The 22,846-nt window shown below is 72.0% G+C and carries 18 protein-coding genes; 10 read left to right on the forward strand and 8 right to left on the reverse strand.

The features are described from left to right. Window positions 1–2 precede the first annotated feature (2 nt). Window positions 3–4,160, forward strand: a complete 4,158-nt coding sequence (locus ACFVWY_RS08370; protein WP_389869019.1) for a LamG-like jellyroll fold domain-containing protein — start codon at window positions 3–5, stop codon at window positions 4,158–4,160. Window positions 4,161–4,348: 188 nt separating this feature from the next. Here the strand turns inward: ACFVWY_RS08370 and ACFVWY_RS08375 are convergent, their stop codons facing one another. Then, on the reverse strand, window positions 4,349–5,209 hold the full coding sequence (locus ACFVWY_RS08375; protein WP_389868541.1) for a poly-gamma-glutamate hydrolase family protein: 861 nt from the start codon (window positions 5,207–5,209) through the stop codon (window positions 4,349–4,351). 450 nt (window positions 5,210–5,659) lie between these two features. On the opposite strand from ACFVWY_RS08375, the gene ACFVWY_RS08380 reads away from it, so the two are divergent. The 4 genes from ACFVWY_RS08380 (at window position 5,660) to ACFVWY_RS08395 (ending at window position 9,686) form a co-directional block, all read left to right on the forward strand. Next, window positions 5,660–5,797 carry a hypothetical protein gene (locus tag ACFVWY_RS08380; protein WP_389868542.1) on the forward strand — a complete coding sequence of 46 codons (138 nt, stop codon included), beginning with the start codon at window positions 5,660–5,662 and terminating at the stop codon, window positions 5,795–5,797. A gap of 213 nt (window positions 5,798–6,010) precedes the next feature. Further along, a complete protein-coding gene (locus tag ACFVWY_RS08385) occupies window positions 6,011–6,193 on the forward strand; it encodes a hypothetical protein (RefSeq protein WP_389868544.1) in 183 nt (60 codons plus the stop codon). 122 nt (window positions 6,194–6,315) lie between these two features. Further along, window positions 6,316–8,199: an ABC transporter ATP-binding protein gene (locus ACFVWY_RS08390; RefSeq protein ID WP_389868546.1), complete on the forward strand. Its 1,884-nt coding sequence runs from the start codon at window positions 6,316–6,318 to the stop codon at window positions 8,197–8,199. A gap of 218 nt (window positions 8,200–8,417) precedes the next feature. Further along, complete coding sequence (locus tag ACFVWY_RS08395) at window positions 8,418–9,686, forward strand: MFS transporter (RefSeq protein ID WP_389868548.1); 1,269 nt, start codon at window positions 8,418–8,420, stop codon at window positions 9,684–9,686. A 20-nt stretch (window positions 9,687–9,706) separates the two neighbouring features. On the opposite strand, the gene ACFVWY_RS08400 is transcribed toward ACFVWY_RS08395, so the two are convergent. The 3 genes from ACFVWY_RS08400 to ACFVWY_RS08410 all read right to left on the reverse strand — a co-directional run bounded on the left by ACFVWY_RS08400 (window position 9,707) and on the right by ACFVWY_RS08410 (window position 13,917). Next, window positions 9,707–11,065: a carboxyl transferase domain-containing protein gene (locus tag ACFVWY_RS08400; RefSeq protein ID WP_389868550.1), complete on the reverse strand. Its 1,359-nt coding sequence runs from the start codon at window positions 11,063–11,065 to the stop codon at window positions 9,707–9,709. After that, window positions 11,058–12,509, reverse strand: coding sequence for an acyl-CoA synthetase (locus ACFVWY_RS08405; RefSeq protein WP_389868552.1), 1,452 nt, complete (start codon window positions 12,507–12,509; stop codon window positions 11,058–11,060). The genes ACFVWY_RS08400 and ACFVWY_RS08405 overlap by 8 nt, the downstream gene beginning before the upstream one ends. A gap of 199 nt (window positions 12,510–12,708) precedes the next feature. Further along, entirely contained in the window at window positions 12,709–13,917 is a 1,209-nt protein-coding gene (locus ACFVWY_RS08410) for an MFS transporter (protein ID WP_389868554.1), read from the reverse strand. Between the two features lie 126 nt (window positions 13,918–14,043). On the opposite strand from ACFVWY_RS08410, the gene ACFVWY_RS08415 reads away from it, so the two are divergent. Further along, window positions 14,044–14,475 carry an Lrp/AsnC family transcriptional regulator gene (locus tag ACFVWY_RS08415; RefSeq protein WP_376684693.1) on the forward strand — a complete coding sequence of 144 codons (432 nt, stop codon included), beginning with the start codon at window positions 14,044–14,046 and terminating at the stop codon, window positions 14,473–14,475. Here the strand turns inward: ACFVWY_RS08415 and ACFVWY_RS08420 are convergent. The 3 genes from ACFVWY_RS08420 to ACFVWY_RS08430 form a co-directional block, all read right to left on the reverse strand. Further along, the gene (locus ACFVWY_RS08420; protein WP_389868557.1) at window positions 14,453–15,946 is read right to left on the reverse strand and encodes a GAF domain-containing protein; all 1,494 of its coding nucleotides are present in this window, start codon (window positions 15,944–15,946) and stop codon (window positions 14,453–14,455) included. The two genes, ACFVWY_RS08415 and ACFVWY_RS08420, sit on opposite strands and share 23 nt — an antisense overlap. A 19-nt stretch (window positions 15,947–15,965) precedes the next feature. After that, the gene (locus tag ACFVWY_RS08425; RefSeq protein ID WP_389868559.1) at window positions 15,966–17,003 is read right to left on the reverse strand and encodes a rod shape-determining protein; all 1,038 of its coding nucleotides are present in this window, start codon (window positions 17,001–17,003) and stop codon (window positions 15,966–15,968) included. Window positions 17,004–17,133: 130 nt separating this feature from the next. Then, window positions 17,134–17,580, reverse strand: coding sequence for a MarR family winged helix-turn-helix transcriptional regulator (locus tag ACFVWY_RS08430; RefSeq protein WP_389868560.1), 447 nt, complete (start codon window positions 17,578–17,580; stop codon window positions 17,134–17,136). A gap of 139 nt (window positions 17,581–17,719) precedes the next feature. Here ACFVWY_RS08430 and ACFVWY_RS08435 point away from each other — a divergent pair, with 139 nt between their 5' ends. The 4 genes from ACFVWY_RS08435 (at window position 17,720) to ACFVWY_RS08450 (ending at window position 20,802) form a co-directional block, all read left to right on the forward strand. Continuing rightward, window positions 17,720–18,739, forward strand: a complete 1,020-nt coding sequence (locus ACFVWY_RS08435) for an NADP-dependent oxidoreductase (RefSeq protein WP_389868562.1) — start codon at window positions 17,720–17,722, stop codon at window positions 18,737–18,739. Window positions 18,740–18,859: 120 nt separating this feature from the next. Further along, a complete protein-coding gene (locus ACFVWY_RS08440) occupies window positions 18,860–19,291 on the forward strand; it encodes an organic hydroperoxide resistance protein (RefSeq protein WP_389868564.1) in 432 nt (143 codons plus the stop codon). A gap of 84 nt (window positions 19,292–19,375) precedes the next feature. Next, window positions 19,376–20,179: an EI24 domain-containing protein gene (locus tag ACFVWY_RS08445; RefSeq protein ID WP_389868566.1), complete on the forward strand. Its 804-nt coding sequence runs from the start codon at window positions 19,376–19,378 to the stop codon at window positions 20,177–20,179. Window positions 20,180–20,193: 14 nt separating this feature from the next. Then, window positions 20,194–20,802 carry a LysE family translocator gene (locus tag ACFVWY_RS08450; protein ID WP_389868568.1) on the forward strand — a complete coding sequence of 203 codons (609 nt, stop codon included), beginning with the start codon at window positions 20,194–20,196 and terminating at the stop codon, window positions 20,800–20,802. Between the two features lie 42 nt (window positions 20,803–20,844). Here the strand turns inward: ACFVWY_RS08450 and ACFVWY_RS08455 are convergent, their stop codons facing one another. Further along, window positions 20,845–22,779: a flavin monoamine oxidase family protein gene (locus ACFVWY_RS08455; RefSeq protein WP_389868570.1), complete on the reverse strand. Its 1,935-nt coding sequence runs from the start codon at window positions 22,777–22,779 to the stop codon at window positions 20,845–20,847. Window positions 22,780–22,846: the final 67 nt, after the last annotated feature.

A 22,846-nucleotide genomic window follows, 5' to 3' on the forward strand; every position in this document is an offset into this window, starting at 1 on the left:
GGATGCTCCCGCTGGCGGGTGCGGCGGTCGCGCAGGCGCCGCGGTCCGTGAAGAGCGCGGCGGCCACGGGCGGCAGCGCTCCGCTGAGCGAGGCCGATGCTCTGGCGAAGGCCGAACGCACCGGTGCAGCGGTCGAGGTGGTCTCGATGCGCCGGGAGAGCAGCGAGGTGTTCGCGACCCCGGACGGGGGCCTGGAAGCGCGCGAGTACCTGCGGCCGGTATGGGTGCGCAGCGGCGATGCGTGGAAGCGCGTGGACACGGACCTGGTGGCGACCGGGGCGGGCATGGTCGCTCCCAAGTCGGTGTCCATGGGCGTGGAGTTCTCGGGCGGAGGTGACAGGAGTCCGCTGGTACGCATCGCGCGTGCCGGGCGGACGCTGAGCCTGTCCTGGCCCGCGCCCCTGCCCGAGCCGGAGCTGGCCGGGGCCGTCGCCACGTATCCGTCCGTGCTCCCGGACGTCGATCTGCGTATGACCGCTCAGGAGGACGGGTTCACCCAGCTGTTGGTGGTGAAGACGGCCGAGGCGGCGAAGAGCCCGGAGCTCGCGGAACTGCGGCTGAAGCTCGCCACGGACGGCGTCGAGGTCAAGGAGACGGCCGGGGGCGGACTGCAGGCGGTCGACGCCGGTGCGAAGGGTGCTGTCTTCGAGGCCCCGAAGCCGATGATGTGGGACTCCAGCACGGGTGCGTCCACGGCTGCTGCCCGTGGCGTGCGAGCGGCCGCGCAGGGCGAGGACCGCGAGCCCGGAGCGGCGGAGTCCGGCAAGCTGGGGGACGTCGGCGTCGACATCCCCGCCGGGCAGAAGGAACTGGTGCTGACCCCGGACGCGGATGTGCTGAAGGGCGCGGACACCACGTACCCCGTGTACATCGATCCGCAGTGGTACTCGCCGCGGGCCAGCGCGTGGACGATGGCGTCGAAGTACTGGGCGTCCTCGCCGCAATGGAAGTTCAACGGTGACCCGGACGCCGGAATGGGCTACTGCGACTGGTCGTACTGCCAGCCCAACGACACCAAGCGGCTGTTCTACCGGATACCGGTGTCGAAGTTCGCGGGGAAGTCGATCCTGTCCGCGGAGTTCGTGGTCCGCAACACGTGGTCGGCTTCGTGCTCGGCCCGGAGCGTGGAGCTGTGGCAGACGAAGGACATCTCGTCCTCCACGACGTGGAATGCGCAGAACGCTTCCGGCTTCTGGATGAAGAAGCTCGCTTCCGACTCCTTCGCCTACGGCTACTCGGGCTGCGCGGCGAAGGACGCCGAGTTCGACGTGAAGGCGGCTGTTCAGTCCGCGGCGACCAGCAAGGCGTCCACGATGACGTTCGGGCTGCAGGCGGCCAGCGAGACCGACGGGTACGCCTGGAAGCGGTTCTCGGACAAGGCGTTCCTGCGGGTGAAGTACAACCGCCCTCCGGCGCAGATCAAGATGTCGCAGCTGACCATGCAGTACGGCGGGGTCTGCAAGGCTCCCTCCAGCGCGCCGCGGGTCCGCTCCCTGGGCCTCATCTATGCCAACGGGGTCACGGACCCGGACGGCGACAGCGTGTCCGTGCAGTTCCAGGCCAAGTGGGACGGCGGATCGTGGAGCCCGGCGCGCACGACGTCGAAGAAGTCCGGTGACAACTTCTCGATCAGCCTGCCGACGTCGATTCCGAAGGACAAGCAGGTGAGCTGGTACGCGCGTGCCTACGACGGGGCGCAGTACTCGCCCTGGTCGCACGCCGGTGACGCGACCGCCTGCTACTTCTTCTACGACACCACGGCGCCGAAGTCGCCGGCCATCGCCTCGAACGAGTACCCCGCCTCCGACCCCGCGGATCCCAGCGATCCCTGGTACGACGGACTGGGGCAGTACGGCACCTTCACCATGACGGCCGGTGAGAGCCAGGTGACGAAGTACTGGTACGACTTCAACGTCGAGCCGACCGGCAAGAACGTGCTCAGCACGACCGGCGGGGCGGCGAAGAGCATCAGCGCGCTGCCGCCGCGCATCGGGCTCAACACCCTGTACGTGTCGTCCCTGGACGCGGCGGGCAACCGCTCCGCGCCCACCGGATACCGCTTCCGGGTCACCTCGGGGCAGCTCGAACGTGCTTCGTGGCAATTCGACGAGAGCGCCGGCGCGGCCCAGGCGCAGGGCTCGACCCCGGCCCGGGAAGCGGTGCTGTACGGCGGGGTGACGGCCGGTGAGCAGGGCGCCTCCGACGGAACCGCCCTGCATTTCAACGGCACCGACGGATACGCCGCCACCGGTGTCCCCACGGTCAACACGGCCAATGGCTTCTCCGTGTCGACCTGGGTGAAGCTGGACGCCATTCCCGACGGGGCGGCTGTCGTGGCCACCCAGCCCGGGAACTACAGCCCCGGATTCGAGATGTACTACTCGAAGGGCTACAACCGGTGGGTCTTCAACCAGTACACCGCGGACACCGCTGACGCCGGTATCGCCCGTGCCATGGCTCCCGCCGCCGGTGACGCGGTCGCCGGCAAGTGGACCCACCTGGTGGGCGTGTACTCCGGCAGCGTGAAGGAACTGCGCCTGTACGTGGACGGTGTGCTCGCGGGCTCCACCCCGTACACCACGGCGTGGAACGCGCGGCGAGGTCTCCAGATCGGTGCGGCCAACCTGCGGGGCACGGTCACCAACTTCTTCCCCGGAAGCATCGACGACCTGCGGATCTTCGACAAGCCGGTCAGCGCCACCGAGGTGACCCGGCTGTATCAGCACCAGCCGATCGGGAACGGCCGCACCGCACGCATGGTGTTCCCCCTGGACGAGCCCGCCGGAGCCACCAAGGTCTCGGGCTACTCCGACACCCAGCCCCTCACCTTCCAGGGCGGGGCCACGACCGGCAACCGGGGGATCAGCGGCAACGCCCTGACCCTGGACGGTGTGGACGACTACGGCAAGACCGCCGCTCCCCACACCGACACCGAGCGCAGCTTCTCCGTGTCCGCCTGGGCGAAGATGCCCGACACCAAGCCGGACCACGCGGCGATCATCGCGGCGCAGGCCGGTACGGAGAAGCCCGGGTTCGAGCTCTACTACTCCTCGGCCTACGACCGGTGGGCGTTCAACCAGTACTCCGCCGACAGCGCGGACGCGACCCCGGTCCGGGCCATGCAGGCTGACGGCGTGAAGGCCCAGCCAGGTCAGTGGGTCCACCTGGTCGGTGTCCACGACAAGGTCGCCGACACGCTCACGCTCTACGTCAACGGCACCAAGGCCGGTTCGGTCAAGCTCGGCGGCGCCTGGTACGCGGGCGGCCCCGTGCAGGTGGGGGCGGGCCGGTACGGCACCAACGTGACCAGCTACTTCCCCGGCCAGATCGATGACGTCCGGATCTTCGACCGGCCGCTGGCGGCCGAGGAAGTGCTCCAGATGGGCAAGCAGCGCCCCGAGCTGAAGAACCGCTGGATGTTCGAGGCCGCCGGTACCACGTCCCCGGTCACCACACCGGACGACGCCGCGGGCAAGAAGCCGCTGACCCTGTACGGAGGGGCCGGGATCGGTTCGGGATGGATCGACTTCGGCGGTCTGGAGCTCAACGGCACCGGCGCCTACGCGGCCACCGATTCCCTGTCCGTCGACACCAGCGGCAGTTTCACCGTGACCGCCTGGGCGCAGGCCGCGGCGAGCCCCGGCCGCCCGATCACCCTGCTCAGCGCGGAGGGGGCCAAGCGCAGCGCCTTCGACGTGACCTTCCAGCCCGATGCCGCCAACCCCGAAGGTCTGGGACGCTGGGAACTGACCCTGGCGGACAAGGACGCGACGGACGCCAGCGTCGTCCGGGTCAGCAGCACCGACTTCGACGACGTGCGGGACTGGAACCACCTCGCGGTGGTCTATGACGGCCTCAACAAGGAAGCCCGTCTCTACGTCAACGGCAATCTGCAGGAAGTGGCGTGCGGCGACACCGACGGCAATGGTGAGTCGGACGACACCGCATGCCAGGACCTGATCGCCTGGGCCGAGAACGTCCTGACCTTCAAGGCGGGCGGAGCCCTTCAGGTGGGCCGGGCGGGCAGCAACGCGCAGACGTATTTCGCCGGTGCGGTCGATGATGTCTGGACGTTCCAGGGTGCCTTGAACGACAGCCAGATCAGCGAGATGGCCGGTGCGCTCTTCGGCCTCCCCACGGATGTGCCCGCGGGCGGCTGATACACCAGGGGTGCCCGGCGACCTGCCGGGCACCCCTGTTCCGGTACCTGTCCGTACGCCCCGTCCGCGCACCGCCGCGTTCCTCGCCACGTCGGCGCTTCAGCCCTGACCGAGCGCCCCTGTCCGGCCCGTAGCGCCGGCTGCGAGACCGCCGCGGGGAGAAACCGGACACCGCGTCCCTGTGTCTCTCAGAAGACGAAGAGGCTCTTGCGCGCCAGCTGTTCGGCCTCCATCGCCGCGATCGCCTCGCGGCAGGCACCGGCGAACTTCCAGAAGTCGGCATTGGCGGTGGACGCACGGTTGCCCGCGCCGGAGAAGTTGCCGAAGAAGCTCTGGCGGAGTTCGGTGGTGATCTCCAGCTGGCCACCGCCTTCGCCCGTCAGGGTGCGGTTGCAGATGTTCTCCGGCAGGTCGCCGTTGATGGTGTCCGGGCCACCGGTGACCACCTGGAAGCCCGCGCCCTTCAGCTTCGCGGACAGCAGCTGGCGGAAACGGGGGTTGAGGCCGCCGACCACGACCGCCTCGGGCTGGCCCGTGGGCGTGCCGGCCTGGGCCGCGGTGCAGCCGTGCAGGCTGAGGACGTTGGCGCTGCCCGCGGCCATGGACCGCGCGACCGGGTCGTCGCAGTGTGACGCGGTGACGTGCAGCTCACCGTTGTTCGAGGTGCGCAGGCCTTCGAGCATCCAGTAGTCGTACACCGGGGAGCCCGCCGTGACGGGGGCGAGGGTGTCGGGCCGGTATCCCGCTATGCCCAGACAGAGCTCGGAGGTGCCCATCTCGATGCCGCCGCCGTGTATGGCCAGCACGCTGGTCAGACGGGGAAGCGGGGTGGCGGTCCTGTCGTTGTCGACCGCCTCGTGCCGCCTGAACCGGCGGGCGAAGTCCTGGCCCTCGACCGCCTTCGTGTAGAGGTCCGAGTTCGAGGCGTAGAGGTCACCTCCGGCAGCGGCGGCCGGAGTTGTGGCGAGACCGGTCAGGAGCGGGCCGCCCGCGGCCGCGCCCACGAGGGAGGCGAGGACGGTCCTGCGACTTGCATGAGACGGAGACATGGTTGTTCCTTGAGTGCGGTGCGGTGCGGTGCGGTGCGGTGCGGTGCGGTGCGGTGCGGTGCGGTGCGGTGCGGTGCGGGCCGGTGCGGTGCGGGCCGGGCTGGGCCGGTCCGCGCACGCGTGAGCCGAGGTCCCGGTGCGGAGGAAGGAAGGGCAGTGCATGCCGCGCGAGGGCGCGACCGAGCGAACGGACCCCCTTACGGTGGCCGGAATTGTATCGGCCGACGGGGAGAGTCAGGGGCCTCGGCCACCGTGGATTCATCGCCCGCACGACCGGTGACCGCTGGGCCGGGTGATCGATCGGGCGCCCCGTCGGACATGACCGGCCGAGCTCCCGTCGGACAGGTGGCGCACCCTCCCCGAAGAGGTGTGCCACCGGGTGCCGCACACCAACTGGCGTTCTCCACGATCGATCGCACGGCGGAAGCCGGTGCGACGGAGGGCGGAGGCATGACGCGTCCCCTGGCCGGGATCGCTCCGAGGGCTCAGCGGGACGGGCCTCCGGCCGCCGCCACCGGTGCGGGCCGCGTCATGGAACCGGCGGTCGTGGACGAACCGGCCGTCGTGGACGTCTGGACACACGCCTGATCCGGCCACGGACGGCGGCAGGCGGTGATCACGCCGGTCTCCGCTACGGAACGTGACCCACAGCAACGCTTCGGAGGATTATGGTGATTCGTCACTATTAATCCCTAATTACGGCTTCTACGACTTGTTGGCCGCAGAGGGCGGACGTACTGTCGGAAGTGCCGCAGTTAGGAACAAGGAGCGGCGCAATCCATACCTCCGGAGGAGGCGAAGATGAAGGTTCGTAGCATCTTCGACCGCAGAGACAGGGGCGGCCACGGTGGCGGCTACGGCGGCGGACGCGGCGGTGGACGCGGCGGACGGGGTCGCGGCGGCTATGGCGGCTACGGCGGCTACGGCGGCTACGGTGACTACGGCTACGGCAGGTTCGGCCGTGGGCGTCGCTGGGGTTGCTGACCCTTCACCCTGAACCCGAATCGAGGCAGGCTCGCGCAGTTCGCGCGGGTCCGCCTCAATTTTTGGGCCCATTTCCGTGACGACGGCCCCTCCGTGACGACGGCCCCTCCGTGGTGATGCCCATGCGTTTGCGCAGCCCGCTCTCAAGTTCCGACGGTTCCGAGGAACCGGCCAACCCGGTGACCGATGTCCCGATCCGCACCGATCCGGTCAGCATCCTGGCCTCCTTCCGGCGTTTCTGGCCGCTGACCAGAGGCGACCGGCGCTGGCTCGTCATCATCCTCATCTGCGCGATCCTGGCCGCGCTGGCCGAGACCGCCACCGTCCTGCTCTTCGCCGAACTCACGGACAAAGCACTGACGAGCGGAGATGTCAGCGCCTTCTGGCGGCCCGCCGGGCAGTGGCTCGCCGTCGCGATCGCGGGTGCCGTGGTGGGGTATCTGGGCAGTTCGCTGGCGGCCTGGACCGCCGAGCGCTTCGTGCTCCGGCTGCGGGCCCGGGTGTTCAGCCACCTCCAGACGCTTCCGCCCCACTTCTTCCAGCGCAACCGCCGCGGCGACCTGGTGGAACGGCTGACGGGCGACGTGGAGGCCATCGAGGCACTCGTGGTCTCCGGCATCGTCGGGGCGGCCTCGGCGCTCTTCGGCACCGTCTTCTACGCGGCTGCGGCCCTGTGGCTGCGCTGGGACCTGGCCCTCGCCACCTTCGTCATGGTCCCGATCCTCCTGTTCGTCACCCGCCGGTTCGCCGGACCGCTGCGCGCGGTCTCCCGGCGGGGCCGCGCCGCGGACGGAGCCATCACGGCGGTGGTCGAGGAGACGCTGGTCAACGTCGTCATGACCCAGGCGTACAACCGGCAGCGGGACGAGGAGGAGCGGCTGCGGGGCAAGGCGCGGACGCGGTTGCGGACCGCGGTGAAGGCGGTCCGTCTCACCGAGTTCTACGCCCAGTTCATCGAGGTCCTCGAAACGGTGTGCGTGCTCGCCATCATCGGCCTCGGGGCGTGGGAGATCGCGGCTGGCCGGATGACCCTCGGGCAGCTGCTGGCCTTCGCCGCCTTCATCGGCTACCTCTACCCGCCGATCCGCCAGCTCGGCACCCTCGGCCTGACGGCCACCGCCGCGACCGCGGGCGCCGAACGTCTGCTGGAGATCCTGGACGCCCGGCCCGCCGTCACCGACCCGGCGGGCACCGTGCCCGAACCGCCCCACGACCGGGCGTCCGGCGAGGTGGAGGCCCGCAAGGTGTTCTTCCACTACCCCGGCAGCGACGAGCAGGTGCTCCAGGACCTGTCGTTCACCGCCAGCCCCGGGGAACTGCTGGTCCTCACCGGCCCCAGCGGCGCGGGCAAGTCGACCCTGGCGGCCCTGCTGCTGCGCTTCTACGATCCGGACACCGGCAGCGTACGGCTGGACGGGGTTCCCCTCGACCAGCTGCCGCTGACGTATCTGCGCCAGAACGTCACGCTGCTGCCGCAGGACACACTCGTCCTGCACGACACCATCGAGGAGAACATCGGGTGCGGCAGGCCCGGCGCCACCCACGACGACGTGGTGCGGGCCGCTCGGGCGGCCGACGCGCACAGATTCGTCGAGACTCTTCCAGAGGGGTATGCGACTGTCATATCCACCGGCACCTCCCGGCTCTCCGGCGGCCAGTTGCAGCGCATCGCCATCGCCCGTGCCATGCTGCGCGACGCCCCCGTCCTCATCCTCGACGAGCCCACCACCGGGCTGGACCGGCTGGCCGCCGAGCGCATCCTCGAACCCCTGCGCCGACTGGCCGAGGGCCGCACCACCATCGTGATCACCCACGACCTGGCCCTGGCCGCCGACGCCGACCGCATTCTCGTCCTGGACGAAGGGCGGCTCGTGGAGTCCGGTACGCACATCCAACTCCTGGGCCACAGCGGCCTCTACACCACCCTCTTCGAGCGCCGTGGCCAAGCGCAGCACAACGGAGCGGTCCACAAGTCCGTGCGGACGACCGGAATCGACCGGTCCTAGGGCCTCTCGTTTGGATCATGCCGGGCTCGCGGGGGCTGGCACGCACATCTGCCGCGTTGTCGTCAGTCACCGACGCTCCGCGTCGGCTCCTTCCTCCGCCTTGCAGCTGCACGCACCAGCCCCCGCTCCCTGATCCAGCCTGATCCAAACGAAAGACCCTAGAGCTCTCCCGCGGGACATCCGCCCGGCCCGGCCCGAGCCGGTCGTTACCATCCGCTGTGACCGAAACGACCGAAGAACCCGCCGCCCGGCGCCGCGTATTCGCCGATCTGACCCCCTTGCGGAGCTCTCCCGACTACCGGCGCCTCTGGTTCGGGAACACGGTCTCCTGGATCGGCCAGGGGATGACCTCCCTCGCCGTGTCGCTCCAGGTCTACGACATCACCGGCTCCGCCTTCTCGGTCGGGCTCATCGGCTTCTGCTCGTTCCTGCCGCTGGTGGTCTTCGGCTTGTACGGAGGGGCCGTCGCCGACACCCTCGACCGGCGCAAACTGGGCCTGGCCAGCGCATCCGGCTCGTTCCTGCTCTCCATAGCCCTGGTCGTCCTCAGCCTCGCCGGGGTGCGGCAGGTGGGGCCGCTGTACGCCGTCGTCGCCCTCCAGGCGGCCTGCTTCGCGGTCAACTCACCGGCCCGCAGCTCGATGATCGCCCGGCTGCTGCCCGCCGAGCAGCTGCCCGCCGCCAACGCGCTCTCCTCCATGACCAGCACCACCGGAAGCCTGGCCGGGCCGATGCTCGGCGGGCTCGCCGTCGGCTGGTGGGGCTACCGGGCCGCGTACACCGTGGACGCCGTCACCTTCACCGCCGCCCTCTACGCGATGTGGCGGCTGCCCGCCATGCTGCCCGAGCGGGGCGAGGAGAGCGGGTCCGGCAAGCGGGCGTCCGTCGCGGACGGGCTGCGCTTCCTGGCCCACCGCTCCAACCTCCGGATGACCTTCATCACCGACCTGTGCGCCATGGTCCTGGCCCAGCCCCGCGCCCTGTTCCCCGTCGTCGCCGTCCTCTGGTACGGAGGCGACGCGAAGACCACCGGGCTGCTGGTCGCCGCCCCGGCGCTCGGCGCGCTGCTCGCGGGGGTGTTCTCCGGCTGGCTGGGGCGCGTCCGGCGGCACGGGCTGGCCGTCCTGATCGCCGTCGCCTGCTGGGGCACCGCCATCGCGGTCTTCGGGCTGACCCGGCAGCTCTGGCCCGGGCTGCTCTTCCTGGCGCTCGCCGGGTACGCGGACACCGTCTCGATGGTCTTCCGCAACACCATGCTCCAGGCGGCCGTACCCGACGAGATGCGCGGGCGGCTCCAGGGCGTGTTCATCGTCGTCGTGGCGGGCGGGCCGCGACTCGGTGAGTTCCTGTCGGGCTCGGCCGCCGACCTGTTCTCACCCGGGGTGGCGGTGACCGGGGGAGGAATCGCCTGCGTCGTCGCCGTCACCCTGCTGGCGCTGCGGTGGCGCGGCTTCGCCCGGTACGACGCCCGCGACCCGCAGCCCTGACCCCCCGCGACCCACCGTGATCACGGCTGCGTTCCGGCCTGCTCCGGGCCCACGACCGACCGGGCGAAGCCCAGCTCCACCAGGTCCTGCGGGCGCAGCCGCAGCTGGTCGGCGGTGGCCCGCACCTGGTCCGGGGCGCGCTTCAGGATGGCCGCCGCCAGTTCCGGGGCGATCACCGAGAAGTAGCTGTCCGGGGTGACATGGGTGTTCCCGGGCGCCGCGAGGGCCAGCGCGCCGCCCGAGCCGCCCTCACCGATCACCAGGGTGGTGAGCGGCACCCGGGCCGCCGCCACCGCCGCGAAGGCGTCGGCGATCGCGGCGCCCGCACCCGCCCGTTCCGCCTCCGCGTCGTTCGCCGCGCCCGGCGTGTCGACCAGGGTCAGCACGGGCAGCCCGAGCCGGTCCGCGAGCCGGATCACCCGGGCCGCCGTGCGGTACCCGGCCGGGCGGGTCGCGGTGCCGCACTGGGCGACGTACGCGACCGACCGGCCCTCCCGCCACCCGAAACCGGCGAGCAGCCCCGGGTCCGTACCCCCGCAGCGGTCACCGACGAGCGGCAGCCGGTAGGAGAAGTAGGCGTCCAGATACGCCGCGGCGCGTGGCCGCGACGGCGAGCGGGCCTGGCGCACCGCGTCCCAGCCGGTCTCCGCGGGGCCCACCGCCGACAGTGCCCGCGGCACCGGGGCGGGCGGCGGCGGGGCGTCTGGCACCCGCAGCGCCTCCAGCCAGCGGCCCACCGTCCCCGGCAGCTCGCCCGGCGGTACGACCGCGTCGATCTGCCCCGCCGCCAGCTGGCCCTCGGCGGTGTACGCCGCCGGGTCCGCGTCCGGCGGACGCACCCGGGAACCGGCGAACCCGACCTGGGCGCCCGGCAGCGCCAGCACCACATCGGCGCCCGCCCCCAGGGTGGCCCAGCCGCCGCCCGTCGTCGGGTCGCGCAGAACGGCGATCTGCGCCGGGCCCGCCGCCCGCAGCCGCGCCGAGGCGTGGGCCACCCGCTGGAGCTGGGTCAGCGCGATCATGCCTTCCTGCATCCGGCTGCCGCCCGTCGCGATCAGCGAGACCAGCGGCAGCCCCCGCCGCCCGGCGGCCTCGTACGCGGCCACCAGCCGGTCCCCGGTGCGCTGCCCCAGCGACCCGCCCAGGAACCCGAACTCGAACGCGACCAGCACACAGCTCCGGCCGCCGACCGAGGCCAGGCCGTGCACGACGGACTCCCGCTCGCCGGTACGGGCGGTGGCGCGGGCCCGGGAGTCCGCGTACCCGGCCCAGGACAGCGGCCCGTCCCCGGCCGGAGTCCGTGACGAGGTGTCGGTGAGTTCCTCGAACTCCGTGGTGAGGGCCGCGATCACCGCTCGTGCGCTCAGCCGGTCAGCCATGGAGCGCCCGCTTCATGATCTTGCCGAGGTCGTTGCGCGGCAGCGCCTCCAGGTAGCGGACCGCGCGCGGGCGCTTGTGCGGGGAGAGCTGGGCGGCCACATGGCTGGCCAGCTCCTGTTCGGAGGGCGGCGCGGCCGGGTCGGCGGGCACCACCCAGGCGACGATCCGCTCGCCCAGATCAGGGTCCGGCTCGCCCGTGACGGCGGCCTCCCGGACCCCGGGGTGGTCCAGCAGCGCGTTCTCGATCTCCCCGGCGCCGATCTTGTAACCGCCGCTCTTGATCAGGTCGGTGGCCTTGCGGCCGACGATCCGTACGTAGCCGTCGGGGTCGCGGGTCGCCATGTCGCCGGTACGGAACCAGCCGTCCTCGGTGAGCGCGGCGGCGGTGGCGTCGGGGCGGTTCAGATAGCCGGTGAAGAGGTTCGGCCCGCGCACCTGGATCTCGCCGATGTCCTCGGGGCCGGTGAGGAGGGTGCCGTCCTCCTCGACCAGCCGGAGCTCCACCCCGCGCAGCGGGGCGCCGACGGTGCCGGGGCGCGGCTCGCCGTCCGCGCGTACGCCGGTGTTCATCAGGGTCTCCGTCATGCCGTACCGCTCGATGACCCGGCGGCCCGTCGCCGCCGCGATCCGCTCGTGGTCATGGACCGGCAGCGCCGCCGAGCCGGACACCAGCAGCCGGGCCCCGGCCAGTGCCTTCGCCAGCCCGGCCGCCCCGGGGCCCGAACCGTCCAGGACCTCCGCGAGCCGGTGGTACATCGTCGGCACGCCGAACAGCATCGTGCCGCCGGACGACAGCTCCCGGGCCACACCCTCGGCGGAGAACCGGCCCAGGTGGCGCACTGAGCCGCCCCGGCGCAGCGGCCCGAGCACCCCGAGGATCAGGCCGTGCACATGGAACAGCGGCAGCGCGTGGACGAGTACGTCCTGCCCGGTCCACTGCCAGGCGTCCTCCAGCGCGTCGAGCGAGGCGGCGATCGCCCGCCGCGGCAGCACCGCGCCCTTCGGCGGGCCCGTGGTGCCCGAGGTGTAGACGATCAGGGCGGGGGACTCGGGGGAGGGCTCGGGGAACGCGGCGGGGACGCCCCCGGCGGCCGGATCGACATCGATCCGGTCCAGCGCGTCCAGCGGCGGCGGGAGGGTGTCGCCCGCCGAGGCCAGCACCACGGCCGGTTCGCTGTCCGCCAGGATGTGGGCGAGCTCGCGCGTCCCCGTGCGCGGGTTGATCGGCACCGCGGGCACCCCGGCCAGCAGCGCGGCCACCACGGCGATGACCGTCCCGGGGGTCGGGGCGGCCCAGACGGCGACCCGCCCGGCGCCGGTGAGACGGGCGGCGAGCGCGGCGGCGGCGGAGGCCAGCGCGTCGTAGGTCAGGCTGTGTTCGCCGAACCGGATGGCTTCCCGGCGCGAACCGTCATCCGGTACGAACAGAAGAGGAGTCGTCACTCTCCGCACTCTAAGGGCTGGCCCGTCATCCCTGGCGGGCGTGCGACGACAGCCACGGCACCTCGCCGCGTTGCCGGAACGCCCGGATACATCCGGTACTCGGGCGTCCCTCCGCCGTGCGACGCACCGCGTCTGACGCCGCACGCTGGTCCACCAGGGACGACGGGCCAGCCCTCAGGGCTTGTCCCGGCGGAAGGCTCTACTCCCTTCGAAGGCCCCGCATGCGCCCGTACGCGTACACGCAGCCCGCGAGCGCCAGGTCCGACAGCAGCATGAAGCCGATCGAGTACGAGCCCTGCGCGCTGTAGATCGCCCCCATCACCAGCGGCGGCACGAAGCCGCCCAGCCCGCCCATCGCACCGACGATGCCGGTCACGCTGCCCACCTGCGCCTGCGGTGTCACCTGCGAGACAAGGGCGAAGATGCTGCCGCTGGAGGTGCCCAGGCCCGCCGCCATGCAGAGCAGCGCGATCGTGCCGCCCGGAGCCAGCGGCGGGTCGAAGGCCTGGACGATCGCCATCAGGGCGGCCAGACCGAGTGCCGCCGCCGTGACCACGGCCGGGTGGACGCGGTCCGAGAGCCAGCCGCCGATCGGCCGGAAGATGACGGTGACCAGGGCGAAGCCCGCGGCCTTCGTGCCGGCGTCGGTGGGCGTCAGGTCGTACCAGGTCTTCAGATATGTGGGCAAGTACACGCCGAACGCGACGATCCCGCCGAAGCCGATCGCGTACAGCGCGGACAGCTCCCAGGTGACCCGCAGCCGCCCGGCGCGGCCCAGCCGGCGGGTCAGTGACTCGGCCGGCACCGGGCGGCCCGGCCGGTCGGTGACCAGGAAGGCGGCGAGCGCCGCGTACACCACGAGCGCCGCCGCGACCACCAGGTACGGCAGGTTCTTCCCGTGCTCCGCGATCCGCGGGGTGAAGTACCCCGACAGTGCCACACCGCCCATGCCCATACCGAACACACCGAGCGCCAGACCGCGTTTGGCTGGCGGGAACCACGAGTTGACCAGCGGGATGCCGATCGCGAACGTGGTGCCGCCCAGGCCCAGCAGAAAGCCCACGGCGAGCATCGCGCCGTACGAGTCCCGTGCCGGGATCAGCAGCAGCACCGGAACGATGGTGAGCGCCGAGACCAGCGGGAACATCAGCCGGGCGCCGTACTTGTCGGTGAACGCGCCCGCCGCGATGCGGCCCAGCGAACCGACCAGCACCGGCACCGCCACCAGCAGTGACTGCTCGAACGAGGTCAGCCCCAGCCGCTCCTTGTAGTCGCCCGACAGCGGTGCGATCAGGTTCCAGGCCCAGAAGGTGAGCCCGAAGCCGATCGTGGCCATCACGAGATTGCGGTACGCGGCCGGGGACGGCGTCTCGACCGCGGCGGGGGACTGCTTGGCAGCTGTATCCACGCCTCAAGTCAAGGTCGGCCCCGCACCGTCGGCCCGCCGGAGTACGCCGAGCGGGCTACGGGCGACCGCGGCACCCGCACCGGGCTCGAACCTTCACATCCCGGACAAAGCTGCGACAATCGCAGTATGGACCGTCTGGACAGGGACATCCTCGGCATCCTCCAGGAGGACGCCCGGATCTCGTACCGCGATCTGGGCGAGCGGGTCGGGCTCAGCGCCAACGCGGCGGCCGACCGGGTGCGCCGGCTGCGCCGCGACGGAGTGATCCGGGGCTTCACCGTGATCATCGACCCGGCCGCGGACACCCGCACCGGGCTCGTCGTGTTCATCGACGTGTCGCTGCGGATCGACACGGCCAACGAGACCTTCGAACGGGCGGTGCTCGCCCTGCCCGGCATCACCGAGGTGGTCCATGTGACCGGCGCCCACGACTACCTCGTACGGGCCGCCGTCGCCGACACCGCGGCCCTGGACGGGCTGCTGCGCCGTCTCAAGCGGGAGGCGGGGGTGGCCCACTCCAACACCAGGGTCGCGCTCAGAGCGGCGCCTGCCAGATGACGTCCGGGGCGCGCGAGCCGTCCTCGGCGCGCCCGTCGTCGGTGACCCTCAGCCGGACCGCCGCCCGTCCGTCCGGCGCCACCGCCGTGGCGTCCACCTCCACCTCGATCGCCGACACCCCGGCCCGCCGGTGCGCGGCCGCCAGGGCCCCGCGCAGCCGGTCCAGCAGCCGTTGGTCCACCGGAGCCCGCACCAGCGCGTCGACCGCCCCGACGAACCGCACGGAGGGCCGGAAGCCCAGCACCTCGGCAGCGCCCGCGGCCTCCCGCAGCACCCGGCCCCGGAAGGTGGCGGGGGCGTCGGCGGGCGGCTGCTGCAGGGCGAAGATCGCCGTCCGTACCTCCTGGATGGTGGAGTCCAGCTCGTCCACCGCCCGGCCGAGCAGTTCGCCGGTCTCCGGGGCGGCCCACCGGCGCCGGGTCGACTCCAGCATCATCTCCGTCGCGAACAGCCGCTGGACGACCAGATCGTGCAGATCGCGGGCGATCCGGTCCCGGTCCTCGTACACCGCGAGCCGCTCCCGGTCGTGCCCGGCGTCCGCCAGCACCAGCGCCAGCGCGGCCTGCGAGGCGAACTGGGTGGCCAGCAGCCGGTCCACGGCCGTGTACGGGCGGTCGCCGCGCCGCCGGGGCAGGGCGAGCGTGCCGATCAGCCGGCCGCCGCTGCGCAGCGGCAGCATCATGCTGGGGCCGAACCGCGACCGCACATGCGTCGTCATCCGCGGATCGGTCGCCGAGTCCTCGATGAACACCGGTTCCCCGCCCAGCAGCTGGACCAGGACCGGGGAGCCGGGTTCGATGACCGTGCCGACGATTCCGGCCGGGTCGTCGGGGGCGGACGCGGTGACGATCCTCATGCCGCCCGCCGCGTCCGGCTGGAGGATCACCCCGGCGCTGGCGTCGGCGAGCGTCCTGGCCTGTTCGGCGACGGTCATCAGCGCGTCGGCCGGGCTTCCCCCGGCCAGCAGCGCGGTGGTGACGGCGGCGGCCCCCTCGATCCAGCGCTCCCGCTGCCGGGCCGCCGCGTACAGCCGTGCGCTCGCGATCGCGAAACCGGCCAGTGAGGCCAGTGCCGTCAGCACCGCGGTGTCCGCCTCGGTGAAGGGCTCACCGCCGTTCGTCCCGGTGAGGCGGAGGTGGCCGAGGACTCGGCCGTGGACCCGGATCGGCACCTCGGTGGAGGGGGTTGGCTCCCCGGTGTCCCCGGTGTCCCCGGACCCCGATACGTACCGCTCGCCGATGGTGCCGTGCTCCGGGTCGAGCAGGCCGAGCGTGCTGTTCCGGGCCCCGGTCAGCGTGGTGGCGGTGTCCGCCAGCCGCTGGAGCATCGCCCGGAGTTCGCGGTCGGAGCCGAGACCGAGCACCGCTTCCAGCAGCATCGGCAGCGCGGGCCCGTCCGCGGCCCCGAGGCCGCCGGAGGCGCCGGCCGAGGAGGCGCCGGCCGGGACACCGGCGGCCGGGCCGTCGGTCATCCGCCGCACCGCGCGGGGCTCAGCAGCCGAGCGGGTCGAGGACCATCGGCTCGATCTGCCCGTCCAGCATGGCGCCGAGCCCCAGGACCGCGCAGGTGTCCGGCCGCTCCGCGATGTGCACCGGCAGTCCTGTCGCGTTCCGCAGCATCTGGTCGAGGCCCGGCAGCAGCGCGCTGCCGCCGACCATCATGATCCCGCAGTCCACCAGGTCGGCCACCAGATCGGGCGGGCACTCGCGCAGGATCTTGCCGAGCCCGTCCAGCACGTTGGTGAGCGGCGCGTGGATGGCCTGCCGCACGGCGGCGGTGTCCACCCGCACCGAGCGGGCCAGGCCGGTCGCCACGTCCCGGCCGTGGATCTCGGTGGTGGCGGGCCCCCGCGCGGTCAGCCCGCTGTCGTTGAGGGCCAGTTGGAGCGGGCGCACGGACTGGCTCGGCAGCATCAGTTCGTGGTGCTGGCGCAGGTGCTGGATGACCGCGTGGTCGATGGCGTCGCCGCCGACCGGAACGCGTACGGCACTCACGATCGAGCCGAGCGAGAGCACCGCGATCTGGGTGGTCGCCGCTCCGCACACCATGATCATGGTGGCGGTCGGCTGCTCGACCGGCAGCCCGCAGCCGACCGCCGCGGCGATCAGGGTGTCGACCAGCTCGACCCGGCGGGCGCCGATCCCGACCATCGTCTCCACGGTGGCCCGCTGGGCGAGCGGATCGCTGCCGTGCGGGGTGCAGGCGGCGGCCCGCAGCCGGGGCTTGCGGCGCAACTGGCGGCGGAGCTTGTCGCCGAGCAGGTGGCGCAGCATGCGCTGGGCCATCTCGATGTCGATGACGGTCCCGCCGGAGACCGGCCGGGTCACCTTGATGTAGTCGGGGGTCCGGCCCGTCATCTGCTCGGCGAACGTGCCGACGGCGATGAGCGAGCCGGTACGGGTGTTCACCGCGGCGGCGCTCGGCTCGTCGACGACCAGTCCGAGCCCCTTGACGTACACCCGGGTCCGGGCCGCCCCGAGGTCGACGGCGACATGGCAACGGCGCAGCTGCTCAAGACTGACGGTCACGGCAGATCTCCCGGGAGCGCGGACGGTGGCACCGGCGACAGCCGGTTCCTACGCATCGTGCGCCGCCCGGCGACGCGCCGCGCGCTGGGCTGAGCCGTAGGAGGGGGTTCCCGCCGCGTCCGTACGGGCCCTATCCGGCCCCGGCCGGGTAGCCCTCGCCCAGCATCCGGCGCAGCAGGTCGCGCAGCACCGTCCGCTCCGCGTCCGACAGTTCGGCCAGCGGCTCCCGGGCGAAGGTCAGCGAATCGCGCAGCTCCCGCGCCGTCCGCGCGCCCAGCTCCGTCGGCGCGGCCAGCTTCACCCGCCGGTCGGACGGATCGGGCCGCCGCTCCACCAGGCCGCGCACCTCAAGACGGTCGACGATGCCGGTGACGTTCGACGGCTCGCACTTCAGCTTCCGGGCGATCCGGCGCATCGGCATCGGCTCCAGGGCGAGCAGCCCGAGGACCCTGGCCTGCGCGCCGGTGAGCGAGTGGGCGGCGGCCGCCTGGTCGTACTCCTCGTAGTAGCGCGCCACGACGGTGCCGATGAGCTCGACGACTTCGAGGGTCAGCGAGTCTGTACGGGGGAGTGCCATGACACCCAGGATAGCCGGTTGCTTGACAAGGTGAAATATTCAGGCGCATGGTTGTTTCACCATCTTAAGTAACTACGCCGAAGGGATTTCCCGCGAAGGGATTCCCCGCTCCGCAGGACATCGAGGAGAACCCGAGCCCATGTCAGCAGCACTTCCCACGTCCGGCCGCGAATGGCACCTCGTCGCCCGCCCCCACGGATGGCCGAAGGCCGAGGACTTCGCGCTGCGTGAGGCCCCGGTCACCGCCCCCGGCGAGGGCCGGGTCCTGGTCCGCAACCTGTACTTCTCGGTCGACCCGTACATGCGGGGCCGGATGAACGACGTGAAGTCGTACACCCCGCCGTTCCGGCTCGATCACCCGATGGACGGCGGAGCGGTCGGCGAGGTCATCGCCTCGGACGCCGAGGGCATCGCGGTCGGCGACCACGTCCTGCACGGCCTCGGCTGGCGGGAGTACGCCGAGGTCCCCGCCCGGCACGCGGTGAAGGTCGACCCGTCCGTGGCCCCGCTCTCCGCCTATCTCGGGGTGCTCGGGATGACCGGGCTCACCGCCTACGCGGGCCTCTTCGACGTGGCCTCCTTCAAGGAGGGCGACGCCGTCTTCGTCTCCGGCGCGGCCGGTGCGGTCGGCAGCCAGGTCGGCCAGATGGCCCGGATCAAGGGCGCCTCACGGGTCATCGGTTCGGCCGGTTCCGACGAGAAGGTCAGGCTCCTCGTCGAGGAGTACGGCTTCGACGCGGCCTTCAACTACCACGACGGCCCGGTCGTCGAGCAGCTGCGCGCAGCCGCCCCCGGCGGCATCGACGTCTACTTCGACAACGTCGGCGGCGAGCACCTCGAAGCGGCCATCTCCACACTCAACGTGCACGGCCGGGTCACCGTCTGCGGAATGATCGCCCAGTACAACGCGACCGAGCCGACCCCCGGGCCGCGTAACCTCGCGCTCGTCATCGGCAAGCGGCTGCGCATCCAGGGCATGCTCGTCAGCGACCACGCCGCGCTCCAGCCGCAGTTCGTGAAGGACGTGGCGGGCTGGCTGGCCTCGGGCGAGCTGAAGTACCGCGAGACCCTCGTCGAGGGCATCGAGAACGGCTTCGACGCCTTCCTCGGCCTGCTGCGCGGCGAGAACACCGGAAAGATGATCGTCTCCCTCGCCTGACGCGGGCGTACGCGCCGGTGCATAGGCCCGGCGCGTACACCCGGCGCAAGCACTATTCTCATCCCGGGCCGCCGCGACCGTGGGCGCGAGTCGCGGCGCACAGCAGGAGGAATCCTCAGCATGAGCATGCAGGACATCAACGTCCTCTACACCGCCGTCGCCACCGCCGAGAACGGCCGTGACGGCCGGGTCTCGTCCGACGACGGCACCCTTGACGTGGTCGTGAACCCGCCGAAGAGCATGGGCGGAAGCGGCGCGGGCACCAACCCGGAGCAGCTCTTCGCCGCCGGTTACAGCGCCTGCTTCCAGGGCGCGCTGGGCGTGGTGGCCCGCCAGGAGAAGGCGGACGTCTCCGGCTCCACGGTGACCGCCGAGGTCTCCATCGGCAAGACCGCCGAGGGTGGATTCGGCCTCGCGGTGACGATCCGCGCCGCCATACCGAACGTGGACACCGCCACCGCGCGGGCGCTCGTCGAGAAGGCCCACCAGGTGTGCCCGTACTCGAACGCCACCCGGGGCAACATCAAGGTCGAGCTGTCGGTCGCTTCCTGACCGCCCGCTCGTCACGTTCCGGGGGCCGCACTCCACAGGGGTGCGGCCCCCGGGGCTTCCCGGCACCGCAAGTACGCTGACGTCATGCGTGATCTAGGGGCGGGCTTCGGCTACTTGATAAAGGGACAGCGCTGGGTCGGCCGGAACGGCCGGTGGTTCGGCTTCGGGCTGCTGCCCGGTCTGGTCACCCTCGTGCTGTACGCGGCGGCCCTCGTCGGCCTCGGCTACGGCGCCGACGACCTGGCGGACTGGGCGACGCCGTTCGCCGACGGCTGGTCCTCGCCGTGGCTCGGCCTGCTCCGCACCACCCTGACCGTGCTGGTGTTCGGCCTCGGCCTCTTCCTCGCGGTGATCACCTTCACCGCCGTGACGCTCCTGGTCGGCCAGCCCTTCTACGAATCGCTCTCCGAGCAGGTCGACCGCACGGAGGGCGGCGAGGTCCCCGAGTCGGGGCTGCCGCTCTGGCGGGAGCTGTGGATCTCCGCCCGCGACAGCGTCCGCGTCCTGGTGAGGGTGGGGCTCTACTCGCTGCTGCTCTTCGCCCTCGGCTTCGTCCCGGTGCTCGGCCAGACGGTGGTTCCCGTGCTCGGCTTCTGCGTCACCGGCTACTTCCTCGCCGAGGAACTGACCGCCGTCGCGCTCCAGCGCCGCGGCATGGTGCTGCGGGACCGGCTCGCGCTGCTGCGCGGCCGGCGGCTGCTGACCCTCGGCTTCGGCGTGCCGCTGGGGCTCGCCTTCCTGGTCCCGTTCGTCGCCGTGTTCCTGATGCCGGGCGCCGTCGCCGGGGCCACCCTGCTGGCCCGCGACCTGGTGCCCCCGGCGGCCGGGGACGGCGCCGGGGAGGGGGACGACGAGGCCCCCGCCCCGTACCGGCTCGACAAGGACTGAGGGACGGCCCGCCCGTGACCGAGCTCATCGCCGTCGCCGTCATCACCGTCCTCGCCGTGATCAGTCCGGGCGCGGACTTCGCGATGGTCGTCCGCAACAGCTACCTCTACGGCCGTACGACCGGACTCATGGCCGCCGTCGGGGTCGCCGCGGGCGTCCTCGTCCACGTCACGTACACGATGCTCGGCGTCGGGCTGCTGATCGCCTCGTCGACCGCCCTGTTCACCGCGATCAAGCTGGTCGGCGCCGCCTATCTCGTCTACATCGGGGTGCGGACCTTCCTCGCCCGCGGGGACGTCGACGTCGACCTGGAGTCCCGTCCGGGACTGACCCGGCTCGGGGCCCTGCGCACCGGCTTCCTCACCAACGCGCTGAACCCCAAGACCACGCTCTTCGTCGTGTCGACCTTCACCCAGGTCGTCGGGCCCGGGACCGGGCTGTGGCAGCAGGCGGGGTACGGACTGTTCATGTCCGCCGCCCACTTCGGCTGGTTCGCCCTGGTCGCGCTGTTCTTCTCGAACGCGCGGCTGCGCACCGGGATGCTGAGGTGGCAGAAGGCGCTCAACCGGGGCATCGGATCGGTGCTCGTCGGTCTGGGCGTCACCCTGGGCCTGGCCCGCTGAGCGCGGCAGCCGGCCCCGGGCGACGCCCCCGTACCGGCCCGGTCAGCTGCTGTGCACCTCCAGTGCCGAGCGGACCGCCGACTCCAGCGCCCCCTCGATCCAGGCGGGCTTGACCGAGGTGTGGTCACCCGCGAAGTGCAGCGGACCCTCCACCGCGCGCACATCGGCCAGGAGTTCGGTGTGCTGGCCCGGCAGCAGCACCGACGCCTCTCCGTACGCGTACGGGTCGCGCATCCACGACTGGGTGGCGCCCACGCCGGTGTAGAAGACCTCGACCCGCTGCCCGTACACGTCCTGCACCCCGGCCAGGGTGAGCGGGTAGCGCTCGTCGTCGTCCAGCGAGTCCCACTTCAGGGCGTCGTCGGACCAGCTGTACGAGGCGAGCAGGACGCCGCCCGCGCAGCCCGCCACCGGGTGCGAGGGCTGGTACATGAAGCGGTTGGCGTTGTCGGTGACCGAGCCGCCGCCGATGACGCGGGCCGCCTCGGGCTGGCTGCGGGCGACGGCCCGGTGTGCCGCGTAATGCACCCGCTGGCCGTCCGGGAGGTGGCCGGACGGCACGGAGGGGTGGGCGCCCAGCAGGGTGCCGTCGGCCGGTGCCCTGCCCAGCCGGTAGGCGTCGTACAGACCGGGCCTGATCCGCTCCAGCTCCCGCTTCCAGTCCTTCTCCTCGAACTCCCACCAGCGGTGGCTGAATTCGAGCAGCACCTTGGTCGCCGCGTCGTAGTGGATCTCGGTGATCGCGCGCCGCTTGCCGTACGAGAGTGCGGGTGTGACGGGGATGTGGCGCAGCCCGGAGAACGGCACGGTGATGATCGCCCGGTCACCGCGGAAGGTCTGGCGCACCAGTGGCTTGCCGTCGCGGCCCTCGGAGACCGTCTCGACCTCGACGCCGTCCTCGCCGTGGCTGATGCGGGTGACCCGGCGGTCCAGCCTCACGAGGTCCTTGACCCGCTCGTACATCGCGTCGGCGAGGACCCCGGTGCCGCCGGGCAGCTCGAAGAAGGCGGTGTCCGGGCTGATCAGAGAGGCCCCGATGAAGCTGTGCACAAAGGCGAGAGGGAGCCGGGAGGTCAGGTTCTCGACCGTGCCGACCAGGTCGACGGTGCGCACGTCGAGCTTGGCCGCCTCGGTCAGGAAGCGGAACATCGACCAGTGCCCGTACCGCTGGATGACCCGGGCCCAGCCCTCGACGAGCTCCGTGCCCTCCTTGCCCTCGAACTCCTCGCGCACCGGTGCGAAGGCCTCCCGCACGATCTGCGCGGCGGGCTTGTTCTCGAACGCGGCGGGCACCCCGAAGGAGCGGTTCACCTTCCGGGGGTTCTTCGCGTAGTCCGCCTTGCGCACCCGGATGCCGTTCACGTGGAGCCAGGTGCGGTTGACGGGGTGGCCCTGGGCGTCGACGTCCACCAGGTGGAAGGGGCGGCGCTTCAGGCCGAGGCCGTCGATCAGCCCGGTGACCAGCGGGTGGCTGTCGGGGATGCGCATCGCACCCGCCTCGGCGTACTGCTTCGGGTCGGCGAACGGTGCCTTCGCCCGCTCGTGGCCGCCCGGACGGAAGGTCTTGATCCGGCCGCCGACGCGGTTGCCGTTGGCCTCGATGACGGTGACGGTGTGCCCGGCGCTGCGGAGCAGGTGGGCGGCGGTGAGCCCGGCCGGTCCCGCCCCGATGACCAGCACCTTCCTGGGGCTCTTGCGACCGCGCGGCAGCCCCTTGGAGAGCAGGATCTCGCGGTAGCGCGGCACCAGCGACTGGTCCTGCGCGTCGCGTACGAGGATGGCGCGGGCGACCGAGAGACAGGTCTCCCAGTCCGAACCGGTGGCCGCGGGCGCGGCGTTCGCCGCGGTGTCCGTGGCGGCGTGCGCGGTGGCGGGGCCGGTGGTCACGGCCAGCGCGGCGGCACCGGCGGTGACGCCCGAGAGCAGGGTGCGGCGGGAGGGCAGGCCGGCTGACGGGCCTGCGGGCGTGGAAGTCATGGGGTCAACCCTGGGGCGCCCGGCGGGGTGCCCGATGCCCGAACGCGCGTAGACAGTCCCGAAATCA

The organism is Streptomyces sp. NPDC058195 (assembly GCF_042883525.1).
Lineage (GTDB): Bacteria > Actinomycetota > Actinomycetes > Streptomycetales > Streptomycetaceae > Streptomyces.

Bases quoted from the DNA above. Each gene is read 5' to 3' on its own strand.
- ACFVWY_RS08370 (WP_389869019.1), top strand. From the start codon at position 3: ATGCTCCCGCTGGCGGGTGCGGCGGTCGCGCAGGCGCCGCGGTCCGTG.
- ACFVWY_RS08375 (WP_389868541.1), bottom strand. From the start codon at position 5,209: ATGTCTCCGTCTCATGCAAGTCGCAGGACCGTCCTCGCCTCCCTCGTG.
- ACFVWY_RS08380 (WP_389868542.1), top strand. From the start codon at position 5,660: ATGACGCGTCCCCTGGCCGGGATCGCTCCGAGGGCTCAGCGGGACGGG.
- ACFVWY_RS08385 (WP_389868544.1), top strand. From the start codon at position 6,011: ATGAAGGTTCGTAGCATCTTCGACCGCAGAGACAGGGGCGGCCACGGT.
- ACFVWY_RS08390 (WP_389868546.1), top strand. From the start codon at position 6,316: ATGCGTTTGCGCAGCCCGCTCTCAAGTTCCGACGGTTCCGAGGAACCG.
- ACFVWY_RS08400 (WP_389868550.1), bottom strand. From the start codon at position 11,065: ATGGCTGACCGGCTGAGCGCACGAGCGGTGATCGCGGCCCTCACCACG.
- ACFVWY_RS08415 (WP_376684693.1), top strand. From the start codon at position 14,044: ATGGACCGTCTGGACAGGGACATCCTCGGCATCCTCCAGGAGGACGCC.
- ACFVWY_RS08420 (WP_389868557.1), bottom strand. From the start codon at position 15,946: ATGACCGACGGCCCGGCCGCCGGTGTCCCGGCCGGCGCCTCCTCGGCC.
- ACFVWY_RS08430 (WP_389868560.1), bottom strand. From the start codon at position 17,580: ATGGCACTCCCCCGTACAGACTCGCTGACCCTCGAAGTCGTCGAGCTC.
- ACFVWY_RS08435 (WP_389868562.1), top strand. From the start codon at position 17,720: ATGTCAGCAGCACTTCCCACGTCCGGCCGCGAATGGCACCTCGTCGCC.
- ACFVWY_RS08440 (WP_389868564.1), top strand. From the start codon at position 18,860: ATGAGCATGCAGGACATCAACGTCCTCTACACCGCCGTCGCCACCGCC.
- ACFVWY_RS08445 (WP_389868566.1), top strand. From the start codon at position 19,376: ATGCGTGATCTAGGGGCGGGCTTCGGCTACTTGATAAAGGGACAGCGC.
- ACFVWY_RS08455 (WP_389868570.1), bottom strand. From the start codon at position 22,779: ATGACTTCCACGCCCGCAGGCCCGTCAGCCGGCCTGCCCTCCCGCCGC.